The 18,092-nt window shown below is 68.0% G+C and carries 19 protein-coding genes; 10 read left to right on the top strand and 9 right to left on the bottom strand.

The window, feature by feature from the left end; genetic code table 11:
• The first annotated feature begins 294 nt into the window (after positions 1–294).
• Both IBX53_RS09805 and IBX53_RS09800 read left to right on the top strand, forming a co-directional pair.
• The gene (locus IBX53_RS09805) at positions 295–1,236 is read left to right on the top strand and encodes a DnaJ C-terminal domain-containing protein (protein ID WP_290908578.1); all 942 of its coding nucleotides are present in this window, start codon (positions 295–297) and stop codon (positions 1,234–1,236) included.
• A gap of 3 nt (positions 1,237–1,239) precedes the next feature.
• On the top strand, positions 1,240–1,554 hold the full coding sequence (locus IBX53_RS09800; RefSeq protein WP_290908576.1) for a chaperone modulator CbpM: 315 nt from the start codon (positions 1,240–1,242) through the stop codon (positions 1,552–1,554).
• A gap of 53 nt (positions 1,555–1,607) precedes the next feature.
• Here IBX53_RS09800 and IBX53_RS09795 read toward each other — a convergent pair whose 3' ends face one another.
• A complete protein-coding gene (locus IBX53_RS09795; protein WP_290908574.1) occupies positions 1,608–2,792 on the bottom strand; it encodes an acetyl-CoA C-acetyltransferase in 1,185 nt (394 codons plus the stop codon).
• Between the two features lie 338 nt (positions 2,793–3,130).
• Between IBX53_RS09795 and IBX53_RS09790 the strand changes: the two genes are divergently transcribed.
• The 4 genes from IBX53_RS09790 to IBX53_RS09775 are packed head-to-tail and all read left to right on the top strand — an operon-like array spanning position 3,131 to position 7,659.
• On the top strand, positions 3,131–3,739 hold the full coding sequence (locus IBX53_RS09790; protein WP_290908572.1) for a 2-oxoacid:acceptor oxidoreductase family protein: 609 nt from the start codon (positions 3,131–3,133) through the stop codon (positions 3,737–3,739).
• A gap of 8 nt (positions 3,740–3,747) precedes the next feature.
• Positions 3,748–4,989: a hypothetical protein gene (porA, locus tag IBX53_RS09785; protein WP_290908570.1), complete on the top strand. Its 1,242-nt coding sequence runs from the start codon at positions 3,748–3,750 to the stop codon at positions 4,987–4,989.
• Between the two features lie 16 nt (positions 4,990–5,005).
• Positions 5,006–6,034 carry a thiamine pyrophosphate-dependent enzyme gene (locus tag IBX53_RS09780; RefSeq protein ID WP_290908568.1) on the top strand — a complete coding sequence of 343 codons (1,029 nt, stop codon included), beginning with the start codon at positions 5,006–5,008 and terminating at the stop codon, positions 6,032–6,034.
• Positions 6,031–7,659 carry an NAD(P)-binding protein gene (locus IBX53_RS09775; RefSeq protein ID WP_290908566.1) on the top strand — a complete coding sequence of 543 codons (1,629 nt, stop codon included), beginning with the start codon at positions 6,031–6,033 and terminating at the stop codon, positions 7,657–7,659. Before IBX53_RS09780 ends, IBX53_RS09775 begins: the two co-directional genes overlap by 4 nt.
• A 60-nt stretch (positions 7,660–7,719) precedes the next feature.
• Here the strand turns inward: IBX53_RS09775 and IBX53_RS09770 are convergent, their stop codons facing one another.
• Genes IBX53_RS09770 through IBX53_RS09745 form a run of 6 tightly spaced genes read right to left on the bottom strand, consistent with a single transcriptional unit; the run spans position 7,720 to position 11,974 of the window.
• The gene (locus IBX53_RS09770) at positions 7,720–8,922 is read right to left on the bottom strand and encodes an MFS transporter (protein WP_290908564.1); all 1,203 of its coding nucleotides are present in this window, start codon (positions 8,920–8,922) and stop codon (positions 7,720–7,722) included.
• Positions 8,923–8,977: 55 nt separating this feature from the next.
• Positions 8,978–9,262, bottom strand: a complete 285-nt coding sequence (locus IBX53_RS09765; RefSeq protein ID WP_290908562.1) for a CC/Se motif family (seleno)protein — start codon at positions 9,260–9,262, stop codon at positions 8,978–8,980.
• A gap of 3 nt (positions 9,263–9,265) precedes the next feature.
• Positions 9,266–10,366 (bottom strand): ACR3 family arsenite efflux transporter, encoded by a 1,101-nt coding sequence (gene arsB / locus IBX53_RS09760; RefSeq protein WP_290908560.1) that lies wholly within the window; start codon positions 10,364–10,366, stop codon positions 9,266–9,268.
• 13 nt (positions 10,367–10,379) lie between these two features.
• Positions 10,380–11,090: an arsenical resistance protein ArsH gene (gene arsH, locus IBX53_RS09755; protein WP_290908580.1), complete on the bottom strand. Its 711-nt coding sequence runs from the start codon at positions 11,088–11,090 to the stop codon at positions 10,380–10,382.
• Between the two features lie 11 nt (positions 11,091–11,101).
• Positions 11,102–11,257, bottom strand: a complete 156-nt coding sequence (locus IBX53_RS09750; RefSeq protein WP_290908558.1) for a hypothetical protein — start codon at positions 11,255–11,257, stop codon at positions 11,102–11,104.
• A gap of 54 nt (positions 11,258–11,311) precedes the next feature.
• A complete protein-coding gene (locus IBX53_RS09745) occupies positions 11,312–11,974 on the bottom strand; it encodes an NADPH-dependent FMN reductase (protein ID WP_290908556.1) in 663 nt (220 codons plus the stop codon).
• Positions 11,975–12,087: 113 nt separating this feature from the next.
• On the opposite strand from IBX53_RS09745, the gene IBX53_RS09740 reads away from it, so the two are divergent.
• Together IBX53_RS09740 and fetB are read left to right on the top strand one after the other, a co-directional pair.
• The gene (locus IBX53_RS09740) at positions 12,088–12,711 is read left to right on the top strand and encodes an ATP-binding cassette domain-containing protein (protein WP_290908554.1); all 624 of its coding nucleotides are present in this window, start codon (positions 12,088–12,090) and stop codon (positions 12,709–12,711) included.
• The gene (gene fetB, locus IBX53_RS09735) at positions 12,702–13,505 is read left to right on the top strand and encodes an iron export ABC transporter permease subunit FetB (protein WP_290908553.1); all 804 of its coding nucleotides are present in this window, start codon (positions 12,702–12,704) and stop codon (positions 13,503–13,505) included. The genes IBX53_RS09740 and fetB overlap by 10 nt, the downstream gene beginning before the upstream one ends.
• On the opposite strand, the gene IBX53_RS09730 is transcribed toward fetB, so the two are convergent.
• The gene (locus tag IBX53_RS09730; RefSeq protein WP_290908552.1) at positions 13,506–14,279 is read right to left on the bottom strand and encodes an alpha/beta fold hydrolase; all 774 of its coding nucleotides are present in this window, start codon (positions 14,277–14,279) and stop codon (positions 13,506–13,508) included.
• Entirely contained in the window at positions 14,279–15,466 is a 1,188-nt protein-coding gene (locus IBX53_RS09725; RefSeq protein WP_290908550.1) for an acetyl-CoA C-acyltransferase, read from the bottom strand. The genes IBX53_RS09730 and IBX53_RS09725 overlap by 1 nt, the downstream gene beginning before the upstream one ends.
• A gap of 157 nt (positions 15,467–15,623) precedes the next feature.
• Here IBX53_RS09725 and IBX53_RS09720 point away from each other — a divergent pair, with 157 nt between their 5' ends.
• Positions 15,624–16,193, top strand: a complete 570-nt coding sequence (locus IBX53_RS09720; protein ID WP_290908549.1) for a TetR/AcrR family transcriptional regulator — start codon at positions 15,624–15,626, stop codon at positions 16,191–16,193.
• A 244-nt stretch (positions 16,194–16,437) separates the two neighbouring features.
• A partial coding sequence (locus tag IBX53_RS09715; protein WP_290908547.1) for an AMP-binding protein occupies positions 16,438–18,092 on the top strand: 1,655 nt, incomplete at its 3' end.

Raw genomic sequence — 18,092 nt, 5'->3', positions numbered from 1 at the left:
CACGGAGGTGCTGCTGGCCGCCGAGAAGGGGCAGGCCGAGCGCCTCGCCAGCCTCAAGGCGCGCCTCGAGGGCATGGGCAACCGCCCCGAGCGCCGTCTGGTGCTGTGCTGATAGGCCGTCGCCTTTTCACGTTGCCTGATCCCTCTCAGCCTCCTTCCTGCACTCTCCGCTCTTCCTGCTCCTGCTTCGGCCATTCTCGACTAGCCTTGAATCAAGGTGACGGGACCCTTCGGGGTTGGTAGCCGTGTCATCGTGCATCTCGATGTTCATGGCCTCTGCCGGAGCTATCTCACGTGGAATTCAAGGATTACTACCAGGTGCTCGGAGTGGCGAAGACCGCGACGGCCGAGGAGATCAAGAAGGCCTACCGCAAGCTGGCGCGCCAGTTTCATCCCGATGTCAGCAAGGAAGCCGACGCCGAACAGCGCATGCAGGAGATCAACGAGGCCAAGGCGGTGCTGTCCGATCCGGAGAAGCGGCTCGCCTATGATCAGTTGGCCCAGCAGTATCGTTCGGGCCAGGATTTCCAGCCGCCACCCGACTGGGATGCGGGCTTCGAGTTCAGTGGTCGTGGCTTCGAGGAGGCCGATCTCGGCGAGTTCAGCGACTTCTTCGCCAACCTGTTCGGGCAGGGCGGCGGGGCGGGGCGAGGGGAGCGTGGCTATCGGCTGCGCGGCGAGGATCGTCACGCCAAGATCAACATTGATCTCACCGATGCCTACCAGGGCGCGACCCGGGCGATCACCCTGCAGGTGCCGCAGATCGATGCGCAAGGGCGCGTGACCTCCCGTGAACATACCCTCAAGGTTCGCATCCCCAAGGGTATCAAGGCAGGCCAGCATATCCGCCTGACGGGCCAGGGAGGCCCCGGCATCGGGGGTGGACCGGCGGGTGATCTCTACCTGGAGATCCACTTCACGCCGGATTCCCGCTATCGGGTCGAGGGGTGGGATGTCTATCAGTCGGTACCGGTGACCCCCTGGGAGGCCGCCCTGGGGGCCAGCATCGAGGTGCCGACGCCTTCGGGAGTGGTCAAGCTCAAGGTGCCCGAGGGATCACAGACCGGTCGCCGATTGCGCCTGAAGGGGCGGGGGATCCCGGGGACTGAGCCGGGGGATCTCTATGTGGAGCTCGAGGTGGTGCTGCCCCCGGCCGATACCGACAAGGCCCGGGAACTTTACCAGACCATGGCGCAGGAACTCGCGTTCGATCCGCGCCAGCGAAGGGGAGGCTAGGAGATGGCACATCAGCCTATCGTCAGCGGCGAACTGATCGACGAGGCGACCCTTTCCCTCGAGGACCTGGCTCGCGCCTGTGCGGTGGACACCGAGTGGGTCATCGAGCGCATCGAGAGTGGGCTGCTGGCCGATGGCTCGCCCTATGTGGCGAGTTGGCGCTTCACCAGTCGTGACCTGACCCGTGCCCGCCGGCTGTGTCGGTTGGAGCGCGACTTCGAGGCGGTGCCCGAGTTAGCCGCCCTGGCGACTGACCTCATCGAGGAGAATCAGCGGCTGAGGGAGCGTCTGCGCGCATCGGGATTGCTTGAAGACTAGCGCCATTCATCCATGGGGCCGCTGGTACGTCGAGACGCACCAGCGGCCTGTCGTCAGAGCACTTCCAGCGCCAGGGCGATGCCCTGCCCGCCGCCGATGCACAGGGTAACGATGCCGCGGCGCTCGCCGTTGCGCTGCATTGCATGCAGCAGGCGGGTGGTCAGCACCGCGCCGCTGGCGCCGATGGGGTGGCCGTGGGCGATGGCGCCGCCCTCCACGTTGACGATCTCTTCCGGCAGGCCGAGTTCGCGCTGGCAGGCGAGGGCGATGGCGGCAAAGGCCTCGTTGATCTCCACCCGATCCAGGTCACCCACCGACCAGCCGGCACGCTCGAGCGCCTGCTTGACCGCCGGCACCGGACCGATACCGAAGTAGTCGGGTTCGACAGCGCCGACGCCGAAGGCCACCAGCCGGGCCATGGGTGCGAGGCCCTGCTTCTCGGCCCAGCCGCGCTCGGCGACGATCATCGCCGACGCGCCGCTGTTCAGCCCCGGGGCGTTACCGGCGGTGATGGTGCCCTCCTTGCGGAAGGCCGGCTTGAGCCTGGCCAGGGACTCCGCGGTGGTATCGCCGCGGTTGTGTTCGTCACGGGCGAAGGTGGTGGTGCCCTTGCGGGTGACGAGCTCCACGCCGGCGATCTCGGCGTCGAAGTGGCCGGCCTCCTGGGCCTTCGAGAAATTCAGCTGGGAGCGCAGCGCCCAGGCGTCCTGGTCGTCCCGGGAGATGGAATAGCGGGTGACGAGATCCTCGGTGTGCCAGCCGGCGTGCTTGCCGCTGAAGGCGTCGTTGAGGCCGTCGAAGAGCATGGTGTCGTGCATGGTCACGTCACCCATGCGCGCGCCCCAGCGGCCCTGGGGCAGGACATAGGGCGCGCGGTCCATGTTCTCCATGCCGCCGGCGATGATGCAGTCGGCCATGCCGCTCCAGATCTCCATGGCGGCACTGGCCACGGCCTGGGCGCCGGAGCCGCAGACCCGGTTGACGCTGAGCGCCGGCACCTCCACTGGTAGCCCGCCGCCGATGCCGGCCTGGCGGGCAGAGTTCATGCGGCAGCCGGCCTGGATGACATGACCCATGACCAGCGACTGCACCTTGTCGGCGGCTAGGCCGGATCGGGAGAGGGTCTCCTGAATGACGCGCGCGCCGAGATCGGTGGCGGGCGTGTCCTTGAGGCTGCCGCCATAGGTGCCGATGGCGGTGCGCACGGGATGGCAGATGACGACGTCGCGTGATGCCATGGATATTCTCCGGGTGTCGGGAGTGAATCAGCCAGGTGGCCGAGAAGGCCACCCATCGCAGCACTTCATCTATAGCACGCTGTTGGCGGTCTGGCCCTGATGGACATCAAGCAGCCTGCTCTGAAGTCTCCGCGGCGCAGGTCAATCGGCATGGCGTGACCGGGATCAACCCCATGTGATCGACGACGATGCGCTTCACTGGATGATCTACGCTGAATGTTGATGCCCGGGTTGGCATCAAGGTCGCAGGCAGTGTCTCAAGGTCGGTGGCGGCGGAGATCTGATCACCGCTGACACATCAGAGACTCCCGAGAGACTCATCTGGGAGAAGGAGTGGCATGCTACAGATACGAATACATGGCCGTGGGGGTCAGGGCGTCGTGACAGCAGCAGAGATGCTGTCGATCGCCGCCTTCGAGGAGGGGCGTCACGCTCAGGCGTTCCCCAGTTTCGGTTCCGAGCGCACCGGCGCACCCGTGGTCGCCTTCTGCCGGATCGATGATCAGCCGATCCAGATTCGCGAGCCTATCCTCGCACCTGACGTGTTGATCATCCAGGATGCGACCCTGCTGCATCAGGTGGACGTTTTCCAGGGGCTCAAGCCCGAGGGTTATGTGCTGATCAACAGCCGCCGCCCGCTCGAGGAACTGGGTCTCGAGGAGATCACCGAGCGCTTCCGCCGGGAGCGTCTCATCACGCTGTCGGCCACGGATATCGCGCTCAAGCATCTGGGCCGCCCGCTGCCGAATGCCGTGCTGCTGGGCGGCTTTGCGGCGCTTACCGGCCTGGTCGGACTTGACGGTGTCACCCACGCCATCGAGCACAAATTCCGCGGCGAGATCGTCCGTCGCAATATCGCTGCAGCCACCGAGGCCTACGAGGCCGTCGCCGGAGCCGCTCCTCCCGGAGCACCTGTTGCTGGCGCATCGCAGGAGGCAACAGAGTGAAAAGACAGATGGAAGGATCCCGAGCCGTCGCCGAAGCCGTGGCGCTGTGCCGTCCGGATGTGATCTGTGCCTACCCCATCTCGCCGCAGACCCATATCGTCGAGGGGCTTGGCGAGTTGGTGAAGAGCGGGGAGCTGAGCCCCTGCGAGTTTCTCAACGTGGAAAGCGAATTCGCGGCCATGAGCGTGGCCATCGGCAGCTCCGCCACCGGTGGACGCACCTACACCGCGACCGCAAGCCAGGGCCTGCTGTTCATGGTCGAGGCCGTCTACAACGCCTCCGGGCTCGGGCTGCCGATCGTCATGACCGTGGCGAATCGCGCGATCGGTGCACCGATCAACATCTGGAACGACCATAGCGACTCGATGAGCCAGCGCGACTGCGGCTGGATCCAGCTGTTCGCGGAGAGCAACCAGGAGGCGCTGGACCTGCATATCCAGGCATTCCGGCTGGCCGAGGAGATGTCGATGCCGGTGATGGTCTGCATGGACGGTTTCATCCTCACCCACGCCTACGAGCAGGTGGACATGCCTGACCAGGCACAGGTCGACGCCTTCCTGCCCCCCTATGAGCCGCGACAGGTGCTGGACCCGGACGATCCGGTCTCGATCGGGGCGATGGTCGGACCGGAGGCCTTCATGGAGGTGCGCTATCTGGCGCATGCGAAACAGCTCATGGCGCTTGAGCGTATCCCCGACATCGCTGCCGAATTCGAGCAGATCTTCGGGCGCAACGCCGGGGGGCTGGTCAGGTCCTATCGGGTCGAGGATGCCGAGACCATTGTGGTTGCATTGGGTTCGGTGGTCGGCACGCTGCAGGAAGTCGTGGACACCATGCGCGACCAGGGCGAGAAGATCGGCCTGCTATCGATCCGCGCCTTCCGACCGTTCCCGCTGGCCGAGGTCCGCGCCGCCCTCGGCGGGGCCAAGCGCGTGGTGGTGCTGGAGAAGAGCTTCTCCGTGGGCCTGGGGGGCGTCGTTTCCACTGACGTACGCCTGGCGCTGTCGGGGATCCAGCTCCACGGCTACACCGTGGTGGCGGGTCTGGGCGGTCGCGCCATCACGCAGGACTCCCTGCTTCGTGTGCTCGGCGAGGCGACCGAGGACACGCTCGAGCCCCTGACCTTCCTGGACCTGGATTGGGACATCGTCAACCGTCATCTCGCCCGCGAGGCAGAGACAAGGCGCAGCGGGCCGATTGCGGAGAATCTCCTGCGCGACCTCGGCGTCGTCGGGGCGAAGGTCTACTGAGTGAGGACACGCTGACATGACCCAACCGATCAAGTTCTACCAGACGGGCACCTTCACCGTCGGCAATCGGCTGCTGCCGCCGGAGCAGCGCAGCGTGCAGTCTTCCATTGCCCGCGACAACTCGCTCAACTCCGGCCACCGCGCCTGCCAGGGCTGTGGCGAGGCGCTAGGTGCCCGCTACGCGGTCGACGCCGCCATGCGTGCGACCCACGGCAGGCTGATCGCGGCGAATGCGACGGGATGCCTCGAGGTGTTCTCGACACCCTACCCCGAGAGCTCGTGGCAGCTGCCCTGGCTGCACTCCCTGTTCGGCAATGCCGCCGCGGTGGGATCGGGAATCGCCGCTGCGCTCAGGGTCAAGGCCCTCAAGGCGGGCCAGGCACAGAGTGATATTCGCGTCATCGCCCAGGGCGGAGACGGCGGTACCACCGACATCGGGTTCGGCTGCCTGTCGGGGATGTTCGAGCGCAATGACGACGTGCTCTACATCTGCTACGACAACGAAGGCTACATGAACACCGGCGTGCAGCGCAGCTCCGCCACACCTCCCGCCGCCCGCACCGCGACAACCATGCCGCTGGGCCCTGAGCCGGGCGCGGAGTTCGGCAAGGGCAAGGACTTGCCGCTCATCGCCATGGCCCACGAGATTCCCTACGTCGCGACGGCGACGGTGGCCGACCTGCGCGATCTCGAGGCCAAGGTCGAGAAGGCCATGTCGCTCCATGGGGCGCGCTACCTGCATGTGTTCGTGCCCTGCCCCCTCGGCTGGGGGTCGGCCAGCTGCGACACCATCAAGCTGGCCCGACTCGCGCGTGAGACCGGACTCTTTCCGGTATATGAGGCCGAGGATGGGCAGGTCACCGACGTCACGACGATCAGGCGCCGTGTCCCGGTGGAGGAGTACCTGCGGCCCCAGAAACGGTTCGCGCACCTGTTCGGCGATCCAGGACGGCCAGACCTCATCGCCCTGATACAGGCCGGCGCCGACCGCAACATCGAGCGCTTCGGGCTTCTCGGCCCACAGACCTCGGAGGACGCGTCATGAAGAAGCCCTTTGCCATCACCCTCGATCCCGACTCCGCGCTCGCCAACAAGACCGGTGCCTGGCGCACGGAACGTCCGGTGTACGTGGATCGCCTTCCCCCCTGTAACCGCGAGTGCCCGGCGGGCGAGGATATCCAGGGCTGGCTCTACCATGCCGAGAGTGGCGATTACGAGGCCGCCTGGCGGCACCTGACCCGCGACAACCCCTTTCCCGCGATCATGGGGCGGGTCTGCTATCACACCTGCGAGAGCGTCTGTAATCGCGCCAAGCTCGACGCTGCGGTCGGCATCAACTCCGTGGAGGGCTTTCTCGGCGACGAGGCGCTGCGCCGGGGGTGGCGGTTCGAGTCGCCGGCGCAGGAGAGCGGGTACCACGTGCTGGTGATCGGCGCCGGACCCTCGGGCCTGTCGGCGGCTTATCACCTGCGTCGGCTGGGGCATGCGGTGACGGTACTCGAGGCCGGTCCCATGCCCGGCGGCATGATGCGGTTCGGCATCCCCAAGTACCGCCTGCCGCGGGACGTGCTGGACGCCGAAGTGCAGCGCATCGCCGACATGGGCGTGACGTTTCGCTACAACGAGAAGGTCACGGAGCTGGGCGAGGCGATGCGCGACGAGAAGGCCGACGCCTGCTTCCTGGCGATCGGGGCGCATATTGCGAAGCGCGCCTATATCCCGGCCAAGGACTCCTCGCGCATCCTCGACGCGGTGTCGGTACTGCGCTCCATGGAAGAGGGCGACAAGCCCCTCCTGGGACGCAAGGTCGCCATCTACGGCGGCGGCAACACGGCGATCGACGTCGCCCGCACCGCCCGGCGGCTGGGCGCCACCGATGCCGTCATCGTCTATCGACGCAACCGCGAAAGCATGCCCGCGCATGACTTCGAGCTGGAGGAAGCCCTCGAGGAAGGCGTGATGGTCAAGTGGCTGAGCACCATCAGCAGCGCCGATGAGGGAGAGCTCACCATCGAGAAGATGGAGCTCGACGAGGCCGGCCATCCCCAGCCCACCGGCGAGTTCGAGACGCTCGCCGCCGACTCCCTTGTGCTTGCGCTCGGTCAGGATATCGACATGTCGCTGCTGGAGACCGTGCCGGACCTGACCTTCGAGGAGGGTCGTGTGGTGGTCGATCCCGAGACCATGATGACCGGCCATCCGGGGCTGTTCGCCGGCGGCGACATGTCGGCGGGCGAGCGAAATGTCACTGTCGCCATCGGCCAGGCCAAGAGAGCCGCGCGCCACATGGATGCGTGGTTGCGCGGTGCCAACCTCGGCCCGAAGCCGGAAAAGGCGGTGGCAGATTTCGATCGGCTCAACACCTGGTACTACAGCGATGCGCCCAAGACGATCCGGCCCAAGCTCGATGCGGCTCGCCGCACCAGCAGCTTCGACGAGGTGCAGGGTGCGCTGACCGAGGATACGGCCCTGTTCGAGGCGCGGCGCTGCCTGAGCTGTGGCAACTGTTTCGAGTGCGACAACTGCTACGGGGTCTGTCCGGACAACGCCGTGATCAAGCTCGGCACCGGCCAGGGTTTCCAGATCAATCTGGATTACTGCAAGGGCTGCGGTATCTGCGCCGCGGAATGTCCCTGCGGTGCGATCGACATGGTCCCGGAGGAGAGCTGAAGGTTGGCGACGCTGCCGAGTGGAGCTTCCGCCTCGAAAGGTCCGAGGAAATGTGACGCTTCAACGTGCGCCGGCCTGGGATGCGGGGTCGCGTATCGCCAGGGGGCGCAATGCCCACAGGCCGAGAATCGGCCCCGGCAGCAGCCACCACAGCACCCAGATACCCTGCACTTCCCAAAGCGCTGTGGTAAGCGAGATGGCCGGGATGGTCAGGGCGAAACCCACCGCGTTCATGACCGCCAGGGTGGAACCCACCCGATCGCGCGGTGCGCTGGCCGCGGCGAGTGCCGAGAACTGCGGCGAGTCGGCGATCACGGTCAGCCCCCACAGTGCAAGCAGGCTCAGCAGCAGCCCTGGCGGCAGCCAGGTCATCAGCGGGTAGGCCAGGCAGATCAGGCCCGAGGCGGCCAGGGCTCGACGGGCTACCCACAGGCTGCCGAGCCGACGGCTCAGGCTGCCGCCGCCCACGCAGCCTGCCAGCCCCAGGGCGATGACGGTAAATGACAGCCAGGGAATCCAGGCATCCGCGGTGCCGAGCCGCGCCACTTCCCGGGCGACCAGGAAGGGGGTAAGTGTCCAGAGGGCATAGAGTTCCCAGCAGTGGCCGAAGTAGCCGCCGGCCACGGCACGGAAGCGCCGGTCGCGCAGGGCCGCCAGGCCGTCGAGCAGCCGCATCCTGCCGCTGGAAGGCGGAAGGTGCGGTCCATCGCCGAGAGCCAGGATCATGGCGCCCCCCAGCAGTGCCAGCAGCGACGCCCCCAGCAGCGACCACTCCCAGGGCAGCCCCAGGGTGGAGCCGCGCAACAGGTGGGGCAGGGCGGTGCCCAGGGTCAGCATGCCCACCAGCCAGGCCAGTGCCGCGCCGGTATGCCTGGGCGTCCAGCCGATCACCAGCTTCATGCCCAGCGGATAGATGCCGGCCAGGCAGAGCCCGGTCAGCAGGCGAAGCGTCATCGCCAGGGGCACCTGGTCGGCCACCAGCACGAAGCCGGCATTGGCCAGGGCGCCGGCCAGGCAGGAGGCGGCAAAGATGTGGCTGGCGCGGAAACGGTCGGCCAGGCCGGTGGTGGCGATGAACAGGGTGCCGGCGATGAAGCCCGCCTGCACGGTGAGGGTCAGCCGGCCCAGGTCCGCCTCGGTGAAGCCCAGCTCGCGGGAGAGCGACAGCCCCACGCCGTTGACGGAGAACCACAGCGAGGTGCCGAACAGCTGGGCGAGCACGATGATGAGCAGCGGATGGCGCCGCAGGCGGGTCGCAGTCATTATCTGATCCTCACCGGGAAGGCTCCATCGTGCAAGCACCAAGCCACCCAGTCGGTTACCGGGACAGTGGCACGCCCTCGACGAAGAGGTGCCTGAGGCCCAGGAAGCCCTCGACGTCGACCCTCAGGCCCTGGTCGACCAGCGTCGGGTCGATGTGCAGTGTCACGCCATCGAGGTCGAGTCGGGTGTAGCGCTCGGGTTCATCCGGCGTGCGCGCCTCGGCCACCGCGAGTTCGGCCCCGCCGCCGCAGCAGCCATGACGGGGCGAGAGGCGCACCGTGGCGATGCCGCCCTTCCGCTTGAGCCATTCGCGGGCCTGTTCTGTGACCTCGATGGCCATGATTCAGCCCTTCGCCTCGGCGACGGCCGGAGCGTCGGCCGTCGGGAAGTGGTGCCGCGTCTTGTTGGCGATGCGCACCAGCGCCAGCATCAGCGGCACCTCTACCAGTACGCCCACTACCGTGGCCAGCGCCGCACCGGACTGCAGGCCGAACAGGGCGATGGCGGCGGCCACGGCCAGCTCGAAGAAGTTGCTGGCACCGATCATCGCCCCGGGGGCCGCCACGTTGTGGGGCACCTTCCACGCCTTGGCCCAGCCGTAGGCGATGAAGAAGATCAGGAAGGTCTGGATGATCAGCGGGATGGCGATCAGCACGATATGCAGGGGGTTGGCGATGATCACGTCGCCCTGGAAGGCGAACAGCAGCACCAGGGTGATGATCAGCCCGATCGGGGTGATCGGCCCCACCTTCTTCATGAAGACGTTGTCGTACCATTCGATGCCGCGGCGGGCGATCAGGGCGCGCCGGGTCAGGACGCCGGCGGCCAGCGGGATCACGATGTAGAGCACCACCGACAGGGCCACCGTGTCCCAGGGCACCTGGATATTGGAGACCCCGAGCAGGAAGACCACGATGGGCGCGAAGGCGAACAGCATGATCAGGTCGTTGAGGGCGACCTGCACCAGGGTGTAGGCGGCGTCGCCGCGGGTCAGGTAGCTCCACACGAAGACCATGGCGGTGCAGGGCGCCGCCCCCAGCAGGATGGCACCGGCCAGGTACTGGCTGGCCAGGGGCGCGGGGATCAGCGGGGCGAACACCACCGTCAGGAAGAACCAGGCGATGGCGAACATGGTGAAGGGCTTGATCAGCCAGTTCACCGAGGTGGTGATGATCAGCCCCTTGGGCTGGCGGCGTACGCCGAGCACGGCGGAGAAGTCGATCTGCGCCATCATGGGGAAGATCATCGCCCAGATCAGGATCGCCACGGGGATCGACACCTGGGCATATTCGAAGCGCGAGAGCGTCTCGGGCACCGCCGGGGCGAACTGCCCGAGCAGCACACCGGCGACGATGGCCAGCGCCACCCATACCGAGAGGAAACGCTCGAAGAGCCCCATGCCCTCCGTGGTGCTGGGGGCCGCGGATTCCTGCTGTTTGGTCATGGTGTGACTCCTGTCAGATGGCGCGCTGGTTGACCCGGGCGGAGAGCTGCTCGGCCGACTCCTTGCGTTCGGAGTAGCGGTCGGTGAGCGCTTCGCTGCGGCCGCGCACCAGCAGCGTGAATTTCACCAGCTCCTCCATGACGTCGACGATGCGGTCATAGAAGGGCGAGGGCTTCATGCGGTCGTTGTCGTCGAACTCCATGAAGGCCCTGGGCACCGAGGACTGGTTGGGAATGGTGACCATGCGCATCCAGCGCCCCAGCACGCGCAGCTGATTGACCGTGTTGAACGACTGGGAACCGCCGCACACCTGCATCACCGCCAGGGTCTTGCCCTGGGTGGGACGCACCGCGCCCAGCGCCAGGGGGATCCAGTCGATCTGGGCCTTCATGATGCCGGTCATGGCGCCGTGGCGCTCCGGCGAGCACCACACCATGCCCTCGGCCCACTCGGCCAGCGCACGCAGCTCCGCCACCTTGGGATGGGTCGCCTCCTCGGCGTCGGGCAGCGGCAGCCCCCGCGGGTCGAAGATGCGGGTCTCGGCGCCCATGGCGCGCAGCAGCCGAGCGGCCTCCTCCACCGCCAGGCGGCTGAAGGAGCGCTGCCTGAGCGAGCCGTAGAGCAGCAGGATGCGCGGGGGATGCTCGCGGTCCACAGGGATGCCCAGGCTGGCCGCGTCGGGCACCCGGAACTGCTCGCGGTCGATATTGGGCAGGTCGTCCAGCGGGTGGGTCGTCACGGGGTGTCTCCTTGCGGGGTCTCTTCCTGAGAGGCGCGCTGGTGGATCTCCTCCAGTGCCTGCTGCAGGGCGTCGGCTGGCAGTTCATCCAGCGGCAGGGTGAGCATGGCCTTGCCGAGGAAGAGGGGGCAGGCTCTGCTGTTGCTTGGCATATGTGAAGAAGCATATATGGAAAAGCATATATGGAAAAGCGTATATGCTCAATGTCAGTCTCCGGACGTCGGCGCGTTGCGCTGGTCCGGGGCGCGCTGGAAGGCCGGCGAGACCTCGGTCGGGTCCTGCTTCCGGCGCTGCTCGGCGGCGGCCTCGGCCCACCAGGTGAGCTGGCTCAGGGTGCGCCCGAAGTAGCCGGCCCAGCGGTCCGGGTCCTCGCGGAAGCGGCCGTCCTCGTCGAGGGCCTCCTGGGCCTTCGGCACGTGGATCATCGCCGAGACCGGGAGGCAGCCAAGCTCGGCGAGGAAGGTGCGCATGGAGACCGCCGCCCGGGCGCCACCCCACTGACCGGCGGAGTAGGTGACGATGGCGCTGGGCTTGAAGGCGAACAGCGAGCTGCCGAAGTGGTTGAGCAGGTGCGATAGCGCTGGGCTCATGGAGTGATTGTACTCGGGGCTGACCATGACGTAGCCGTCGGCGGCCGCGATCTTGCCGGCCAGGGTCTCCAGCGCCTCGGGCACCTTCGATCTTACATAGGCGAAGTGCGGCTTGAAGACGGCGCCGAGCTCGATCGCAAGCGGGTCGATCAGCTCCACGCTGGCCCCGTCGGCCTCGAGCAGCTGTTCGCAGGCGCGGGCCACCCGCAGGCCGAGGCGGGCAGGGGCGGGCGGGGTGCTGTCGCGGGCCGAGCCGAGAAAGACCAGGTAGTCAGGCATGGCGTTGACTCCTCATGACGAAAGGGGGTCCCCACACCCTAGCAGGCTTTGCCCATGGGCTCGGCGGATCGTGCGCCTGCTATCATGCAGCCTCCCGACGTTGAGGATGCCCCGTGACCACAAGCTCGACCCTGCGACTCGACGGCATCGGCATCGGCACCCTCTCGGACGTGTCGATGGCCGTTCCTCCCGGTGATATCCACTGCCTCTCCGGCCCCAGCGGCTCCGGCAAGAGCCGGCTGCTGCGTGCCGTGGCCGACCTAGAGCCCCATGCCGGCGAAGCCTGGCTGGGGGAGGTCGCCCAGTCGTCGTTGCCTGCCCATGACTGGCGCACCCGGGTGATGCTGGTGCCGGCGGAGAGCCAGTGGTGGGCGGACAGCGTCGGCGAGCACCTCCCGGCGTCCCCTGCGGCAGAGGATCTGGCGGCGCTCGGCTTCGAGGCGTCTGTACTGGGCTGGCAGGTGTCTCGGCTCTCCTCGGGGGAGAAGCAGCGCCTGGCGCTGCTGCGAGCCATCGCTCAGGCACCCTCGGCGCTGCTGCTCGATGAGCCCACGGCCAACCTTGATGACGCCACTACTCGCCGGGTGGAGGCATGGCTGATGGGGAATGCCCGTCGGCGCGGCTGGCCGGTGCTCTGGGTGGCCCACGACCCCGACCAGATCGCTCGGGTGGCGAACCGCCACTGGCGGATCGACGGCATCGAGCTGCGGGCCGAGGAGGTGGCGCCATGGAGGTGATACCGCTGGCCTGGTGGCAGCTGGCGCTGGCCGCGCTGATGGTGGTGGGGCTCGCCGGCTGTACCGCCGCCCTGCGCCTGGGAATGGGCCGCGGCCTGCTGATCGCCGCGGCTCGCACGGTGATCCAGCTGGGGCTGATCGGCCTGGTGCTGGAGGCGCTGTTCGCCGCCGAGCGGCTGCTGTGGGTGGTGCTGATGGCGATGGCCATGCTGCTGATCGCCGGCCGCGAGGTGATGGCGCGCCAGAAGCGGCGCCTGAGCGGCGGCTGGGCCTTCGGCATCGGCACCCTGGCGATGTTTCTCTCCTCGTTCACGGTGACCGTGTTGACCCTCATCGTGATCATCGGCCCCGAGCCCTGGTACCGGCCCCAGTACGCCATCCCGCTGCTTGGGATGCTGCTCGGCAATACCATGACCGGCGTGGCGCTGGCGCTGGACCGCCTCACCGACAGCGCCTGGCACCAGCGAGCGGTGATCGAGAACCGCCTGATGCTCGGCCAGACCTGGCAGGTGGCGATCGGTGACATTCGCCGCGAAGCGATGCGCAGCGGGCTGATGCCGATGATCAATGCCATGGCCGCTGCCGGCGTGGTCAGCCTGCCGGGGATGATGACCGGCCAGATCCTGGCCGGCACCGCCCCGGGGCTGGCGGTGAAATATCAGATCCTGATCATGTTCGCGATCACCCTGGGCACCGGTTTCGGCACTCTCGCCGCGGTGGCCGCGGGCAGCCGGCGGCTCTTCGACGGCCGGGAGCGGCTGCGCCTCGACCGCCTGGTGGCGCCGAGGCGCTGATCAGGGGTGGGAGAGGAACCTCGCCACGATGTCGGCGAGCACCTCCGGGCACTCGCGATGGGGCACGTGGCCGGAGGGCAGCAGGCTCGGCTCGGCGGGCCCGGGGGTCCGGGACGCGATGCGCCGGGGCTGGGCCAGGGAGCCGAACTCGTCGTGCTCGCCATGGATCGCCAGGGTCGGGCAGCGCACCCGGGGCAGGGCGTCGTTCAGGTGCCAGTCGTCGAAGGCCTCGGAGTGCCAGTTGTCGACCCAGCTTCTCAGCACCCACTCGGCCTTGTCGCCGTGGTAGCGCTCGAGCCGGCGCATCGCGCCCGGCTCGGCGAAGGCCGCCTCCGCCTCGCGGATGCCGGCCAGGGTGCGTGGCTCGAGGAATGCCTGGGCCGCTACGGTGATCAGCGCCTCGCAGCCGTCGGCATGCTGTCCCGCCGCCTCGATGGCCATGCTGCCGCCCACGCTGTGGCCGAGCAGCGCGAAACGCTCGAGCGCGAGGCTCTCGCGCAGGGTGGCGAAGGTCCCGTTGGCCTCGTCAGTGACGAAGGTTGTCGGCTGGGGGCCGGGGCAGGGCGCCGACTCGCCGTAGCCGAGCCGGTCGTAGGCGATCACCTCGCGGCCGCTGGCCTCGGCGAGCAGCGCGGGGAAGTCGCGCCACAGGGCGATACAGCCCAGCGAGTCGTGAAGCAGCACGATGGGATTGCCTGCCGGTGGTGTGCCCGCCGGCCGCCAGCGGGCGACGTGGATGCCGCCCGCCGGGGTCTCGAGGGTGAAGGCCGTCATCAGTCGACCAGCTCGACCGCCACCGCGGTGGCCTCGCCGCCGCCGATGCAGAGGCTGGCGATGCCGCGCTTGCCGCCGCGGGTGCGCAGGGCGTGGATCAGGGTGGCGATGATCCGCGAGCCGGTAGAGCCGATGGGGTGGCCCTGGGCGCAGGCGCCGCCGAAGACGTTGACCTTGTCGTGGGGGATGTCGAGCCCGTCCATGGCCAGCAGGGTGACCACCGCGAAGGCCTCGTTGATCTCGAAGAGGTCGACGTCGTCCACCGTCCAGTCGAGCTTCTTCATCAGCTTGTCGATGGCGCCCACCGGGGCGATGGTGAACTCGCTGGGGTGCTGGGAGTGGGTGCTGTGGCCCAGCATGCGCGCCAGCGGCTTGGCACCCAGGCGCTCTGCCGCAGAGGCGCTGGCCAGGATCAGCGCCGAGGCGCCGTCGGAGATGGAGCTGGAGTTGGCCGCCGTGATGGTGCCCTCCTTGGCGAAGGCAGGGCGCAGCGCACGGATCTTGTCCAGCTTGGCCTGGAAGGGCTGCTCGTCGTGGTCCACCAGGCTCTCGCCCTGGCGGGTGGTGACGGTGACCGGGGCCATCTCGGCGTCCAGGTGGCCGGCGTTGGTGGCCGCCATGGCGCGCTCGAGCGAGGCGATGGCGAAGTCGTCCAGGCGCTCGCGGCTGTAGTCGCGGGCCGTGGCGACGTCCTGGGCGAAGACCCCCATCAGCTTGCCGGTCTCGGCATCCTCCAGGCCGTCCAGGAACATGTGGTCCTTGAGCTCGCCATGGCCCAGGCGATAGCCGGTACGCGCCTTGGTCAGCACGTGGGGAGCGTTGGACATGGACTCCATGCCGCCCGCCAGCATCACGTCGGCGCTGCCGGCGCGGATCAGGTCGTGGGCCAGCATGGTGGCCTTCATGCCCGAGCCGCACAGCTTGTTGACGGTGGTGGCGCCGATGCCATCGGGGATGCCGGCCTGGCGCATGGCCTGGCGGGCCGGACCCTGCTTGACGCCGCCGGGCAGCACGCAGCCCATGATGCCCTCGTCGATGGCGGAGGCCTCGATGCCGGCGCGCTCGATGGCGGCGCGGATGGCCACCGCGCCGAGCTCGGGGGCGGTCATGCTGGCCAGGCTGCCCAGCATGCCCCCCATGGGGGTGCGGGCGGCGGAGAGGAAGACGATATCGCTGGCGTGGCTCATGGTGGTTCTCCCGATGTGGCGTGCGGTTCCCGGTGGAGCCGCCTTGTGATTGTAAGTCGAGATCGCGGGTTGGCCCGCGCCTCGTTGACCCGCTGGCGGGGCTGTGCTTCTCTCAGGGTCAACCAAGCAAGCGCTAGTGTAAACGTCGATGAATGTAATGAATGAGTCACCGCGCCGCAAGGAGCTGACCCGCCAGGCCGCCCAGCTGTTCGTCCAGGAGGGCTTCGATCGCACCACGGTGCGCATGCTGGCCCAGGAGATGGGCATCAAGTCCGGCAGCCTCTTCCACCATTTCCGCGACAAGCAGGAGATCCTCGCGGCGGTGATCGAGGAGGGGACCCAGAATGCCCTGGTGATGGCCCGCGAGGCCCTGGCCCGCTGCGACAGCAGTGCCGACGCGCGGCTGCACGCCATGGCCCGGGCCCATCTCGAGACACTGCTCACCGACCGCAACGCTCACGTGGTCGCCCTCTACGAGTGGCGCCGCCTCGACTCCGAGGCCCGCGCCCACCTGAGCCACCTGCGCGACGCCTATGAGGAGCTCTGGGAGCAGGTGATCGACGAAGCCCTGGCCGAGGGGCTGATCCACGGCGACCGCTTCCTGGTGTCGCGCTTCGTGATGGGCGCGCTCAACTGGACGGTACGCTGGTACGACCCCGCCGGCCCGCGCACCCCCGACGACCTGGCCGATGAGCTGGTGGCCATGATCACCCGCCGCCCCGCCTGAATCTCTCTCGCCACTTCCTGTCCGCCCCTTCCTTTCAGCCCCTGTCTACCCTTCTCCGTTCCGTCCCGGAGCCGCCTTTCGGCGGCTCGCTCGACCATGGTCTAGTCGCTTCGCGAGCTCCCGCCCTTGCTCTGTTCGCGCGGAGTCGCTAGCTTGGACCTAGCGCTTGATAGGTTGACGCTTACGTTAACTGAATCTATCCAGAGAGCCTACAACAACCACAAACCGCCAGATGAGGACCGTCATGAGCCCGCAAGCGAGCCTGCCTGACTATCGCACCTACCTCGAGACCTTCTCCGTCGATGACATGATCGCCCGCCTGGACGATCACCGTGACGGCAAGGCCAACGCCTTCGAATCTTGCTGCGGGCGCCACCTGCGCGCCGGCCGGGGCGAGGTGCTGGCGCTGGTCCACGAGGACACCCAGGGCAACGTCAATACCCTGACCTACGCCGAGCTCGAGGCCGAGAGCTCGAGGCTGGCCGGCTGGTTCGCTGAGCAGGGCCTGGGGGTGGGCGACCGCATCGCCTGCATGCTGCCGCGCTCCCCGCAGCTGCTGGTGGCGGTGCTGGCCACCTGGCGCATCGGCGCCGTCTACCAGCCGCTGTTCACCGCCTTCGGCCCGGACGCCGTGGACTACCGCCTGGGCCGCGCCGACACCAAGCTGGTGATCACCGATCACGCCAACCGCTTCAAGTTCGATGGCCTGACCCAGTGCCCGCCGGTGCTGTCGGTGGGCGGCCCGGACGCCGACCATGCAGGCGACCTGGACTGGGCCGATGCGCTGGCCCACTCGCCGATCGAGGCCAACCCGCCGCGCCTGGGTCGCGACGCGCCCTTCCTGCAGATGTTCACCTCCGGCACCGTGGGCAAGCCCAAGGGCGTGGCGGTGCCGCTGGCCGCCATGACCGCCTTCGCCCTCTACATGGAGCTGGCGGTGGACCTGCGCGAGACCGACCGCTTCTGGAACATGGCCGACCCGGGCTGGGCCTACGGCCTCTACTACGCCATCGCCGGGCCGCTGCTGCTGGGGGTGACCACCCACTTCTGCGAGGCGGGCTTCAGCGCCGAGGGGGCACTCGCCTTCATGAAGCGCCACCGCATCACCAACTTCGCCGCCGCGCCCACGGCCTACCGGCTGATGAAAGCCTCGGGGCTCTTCGACAACGCCCATGAGACGCTGTCGCTGCGCGCGGCGAGCTCCGCCGGCGAGCCGCTCAACACCGAGGTGGTGACCTGGGTGGAGCGCTCCCTGGGCTGCCCGGTCATGGACCACTACGGCCAGACCGAGACCGGCATGACCTGCAACAACCACCATGCCCTGGACCACCCCAAGCACGTCGGTGCCATGGGCGTGCCGATGCCGGGCTACCGCCTGGCGATCCTCGACGCCCAGTACAACGAGCTGCCCCCGGGCGAGCCGGGCGTGCTGGCGGTGGACATCGAGAACTCTCCGGCGCACTTCTTCGCCGGCTACACCTGGCAGGAAAAGCACCCCTTCGCCGAGGGCTACTACCTAACCGGCGACGTGGTGATCAAGAACGAGGACGGCACCTTCCAGTTCGCCGGCCGCGATGACGACATCATCACCACTGCCGGCTACCGGGTAGGGCCCACCGACGTGGAGAACAGCGTGATGACCCACCCGGCCGTGGCCGAGTCTGCCGCCGTGGGCCAGCCCGACGAGATCCGCGGTGAGATCATCAAGTCCTACGTGGTGCTGCGCGAGGGCTTCGAGCCTAGCGACGCGCTGGCCGACGAGATCCGCAAGCAGGTCCGCGAGCGGCTCTCCACCCACGCCTTCCCGCGGGTGATCGAGTTCGTCGAGGAGCTGCCCAAGACGCCGAGCGGCAAGATCCAGCGCTTCAAGCTGCGTGCCGATGCCGTCGACAAGGCCGA

This window comes from Halomonas sp., from assembly GCF_014859505.1.
Taxonomy (GTDB): domain Bacteria; phylum Pseudomonadota; class Gammaproteobacteria; order Pseudomonadales; family Halomonadaceae; genus Halomonas.
The sequence above is the reverse complement of the archived record's forward strand: the minus strand, read 5'-3'. Positions and strand labels throughout refer to the sequence as shown.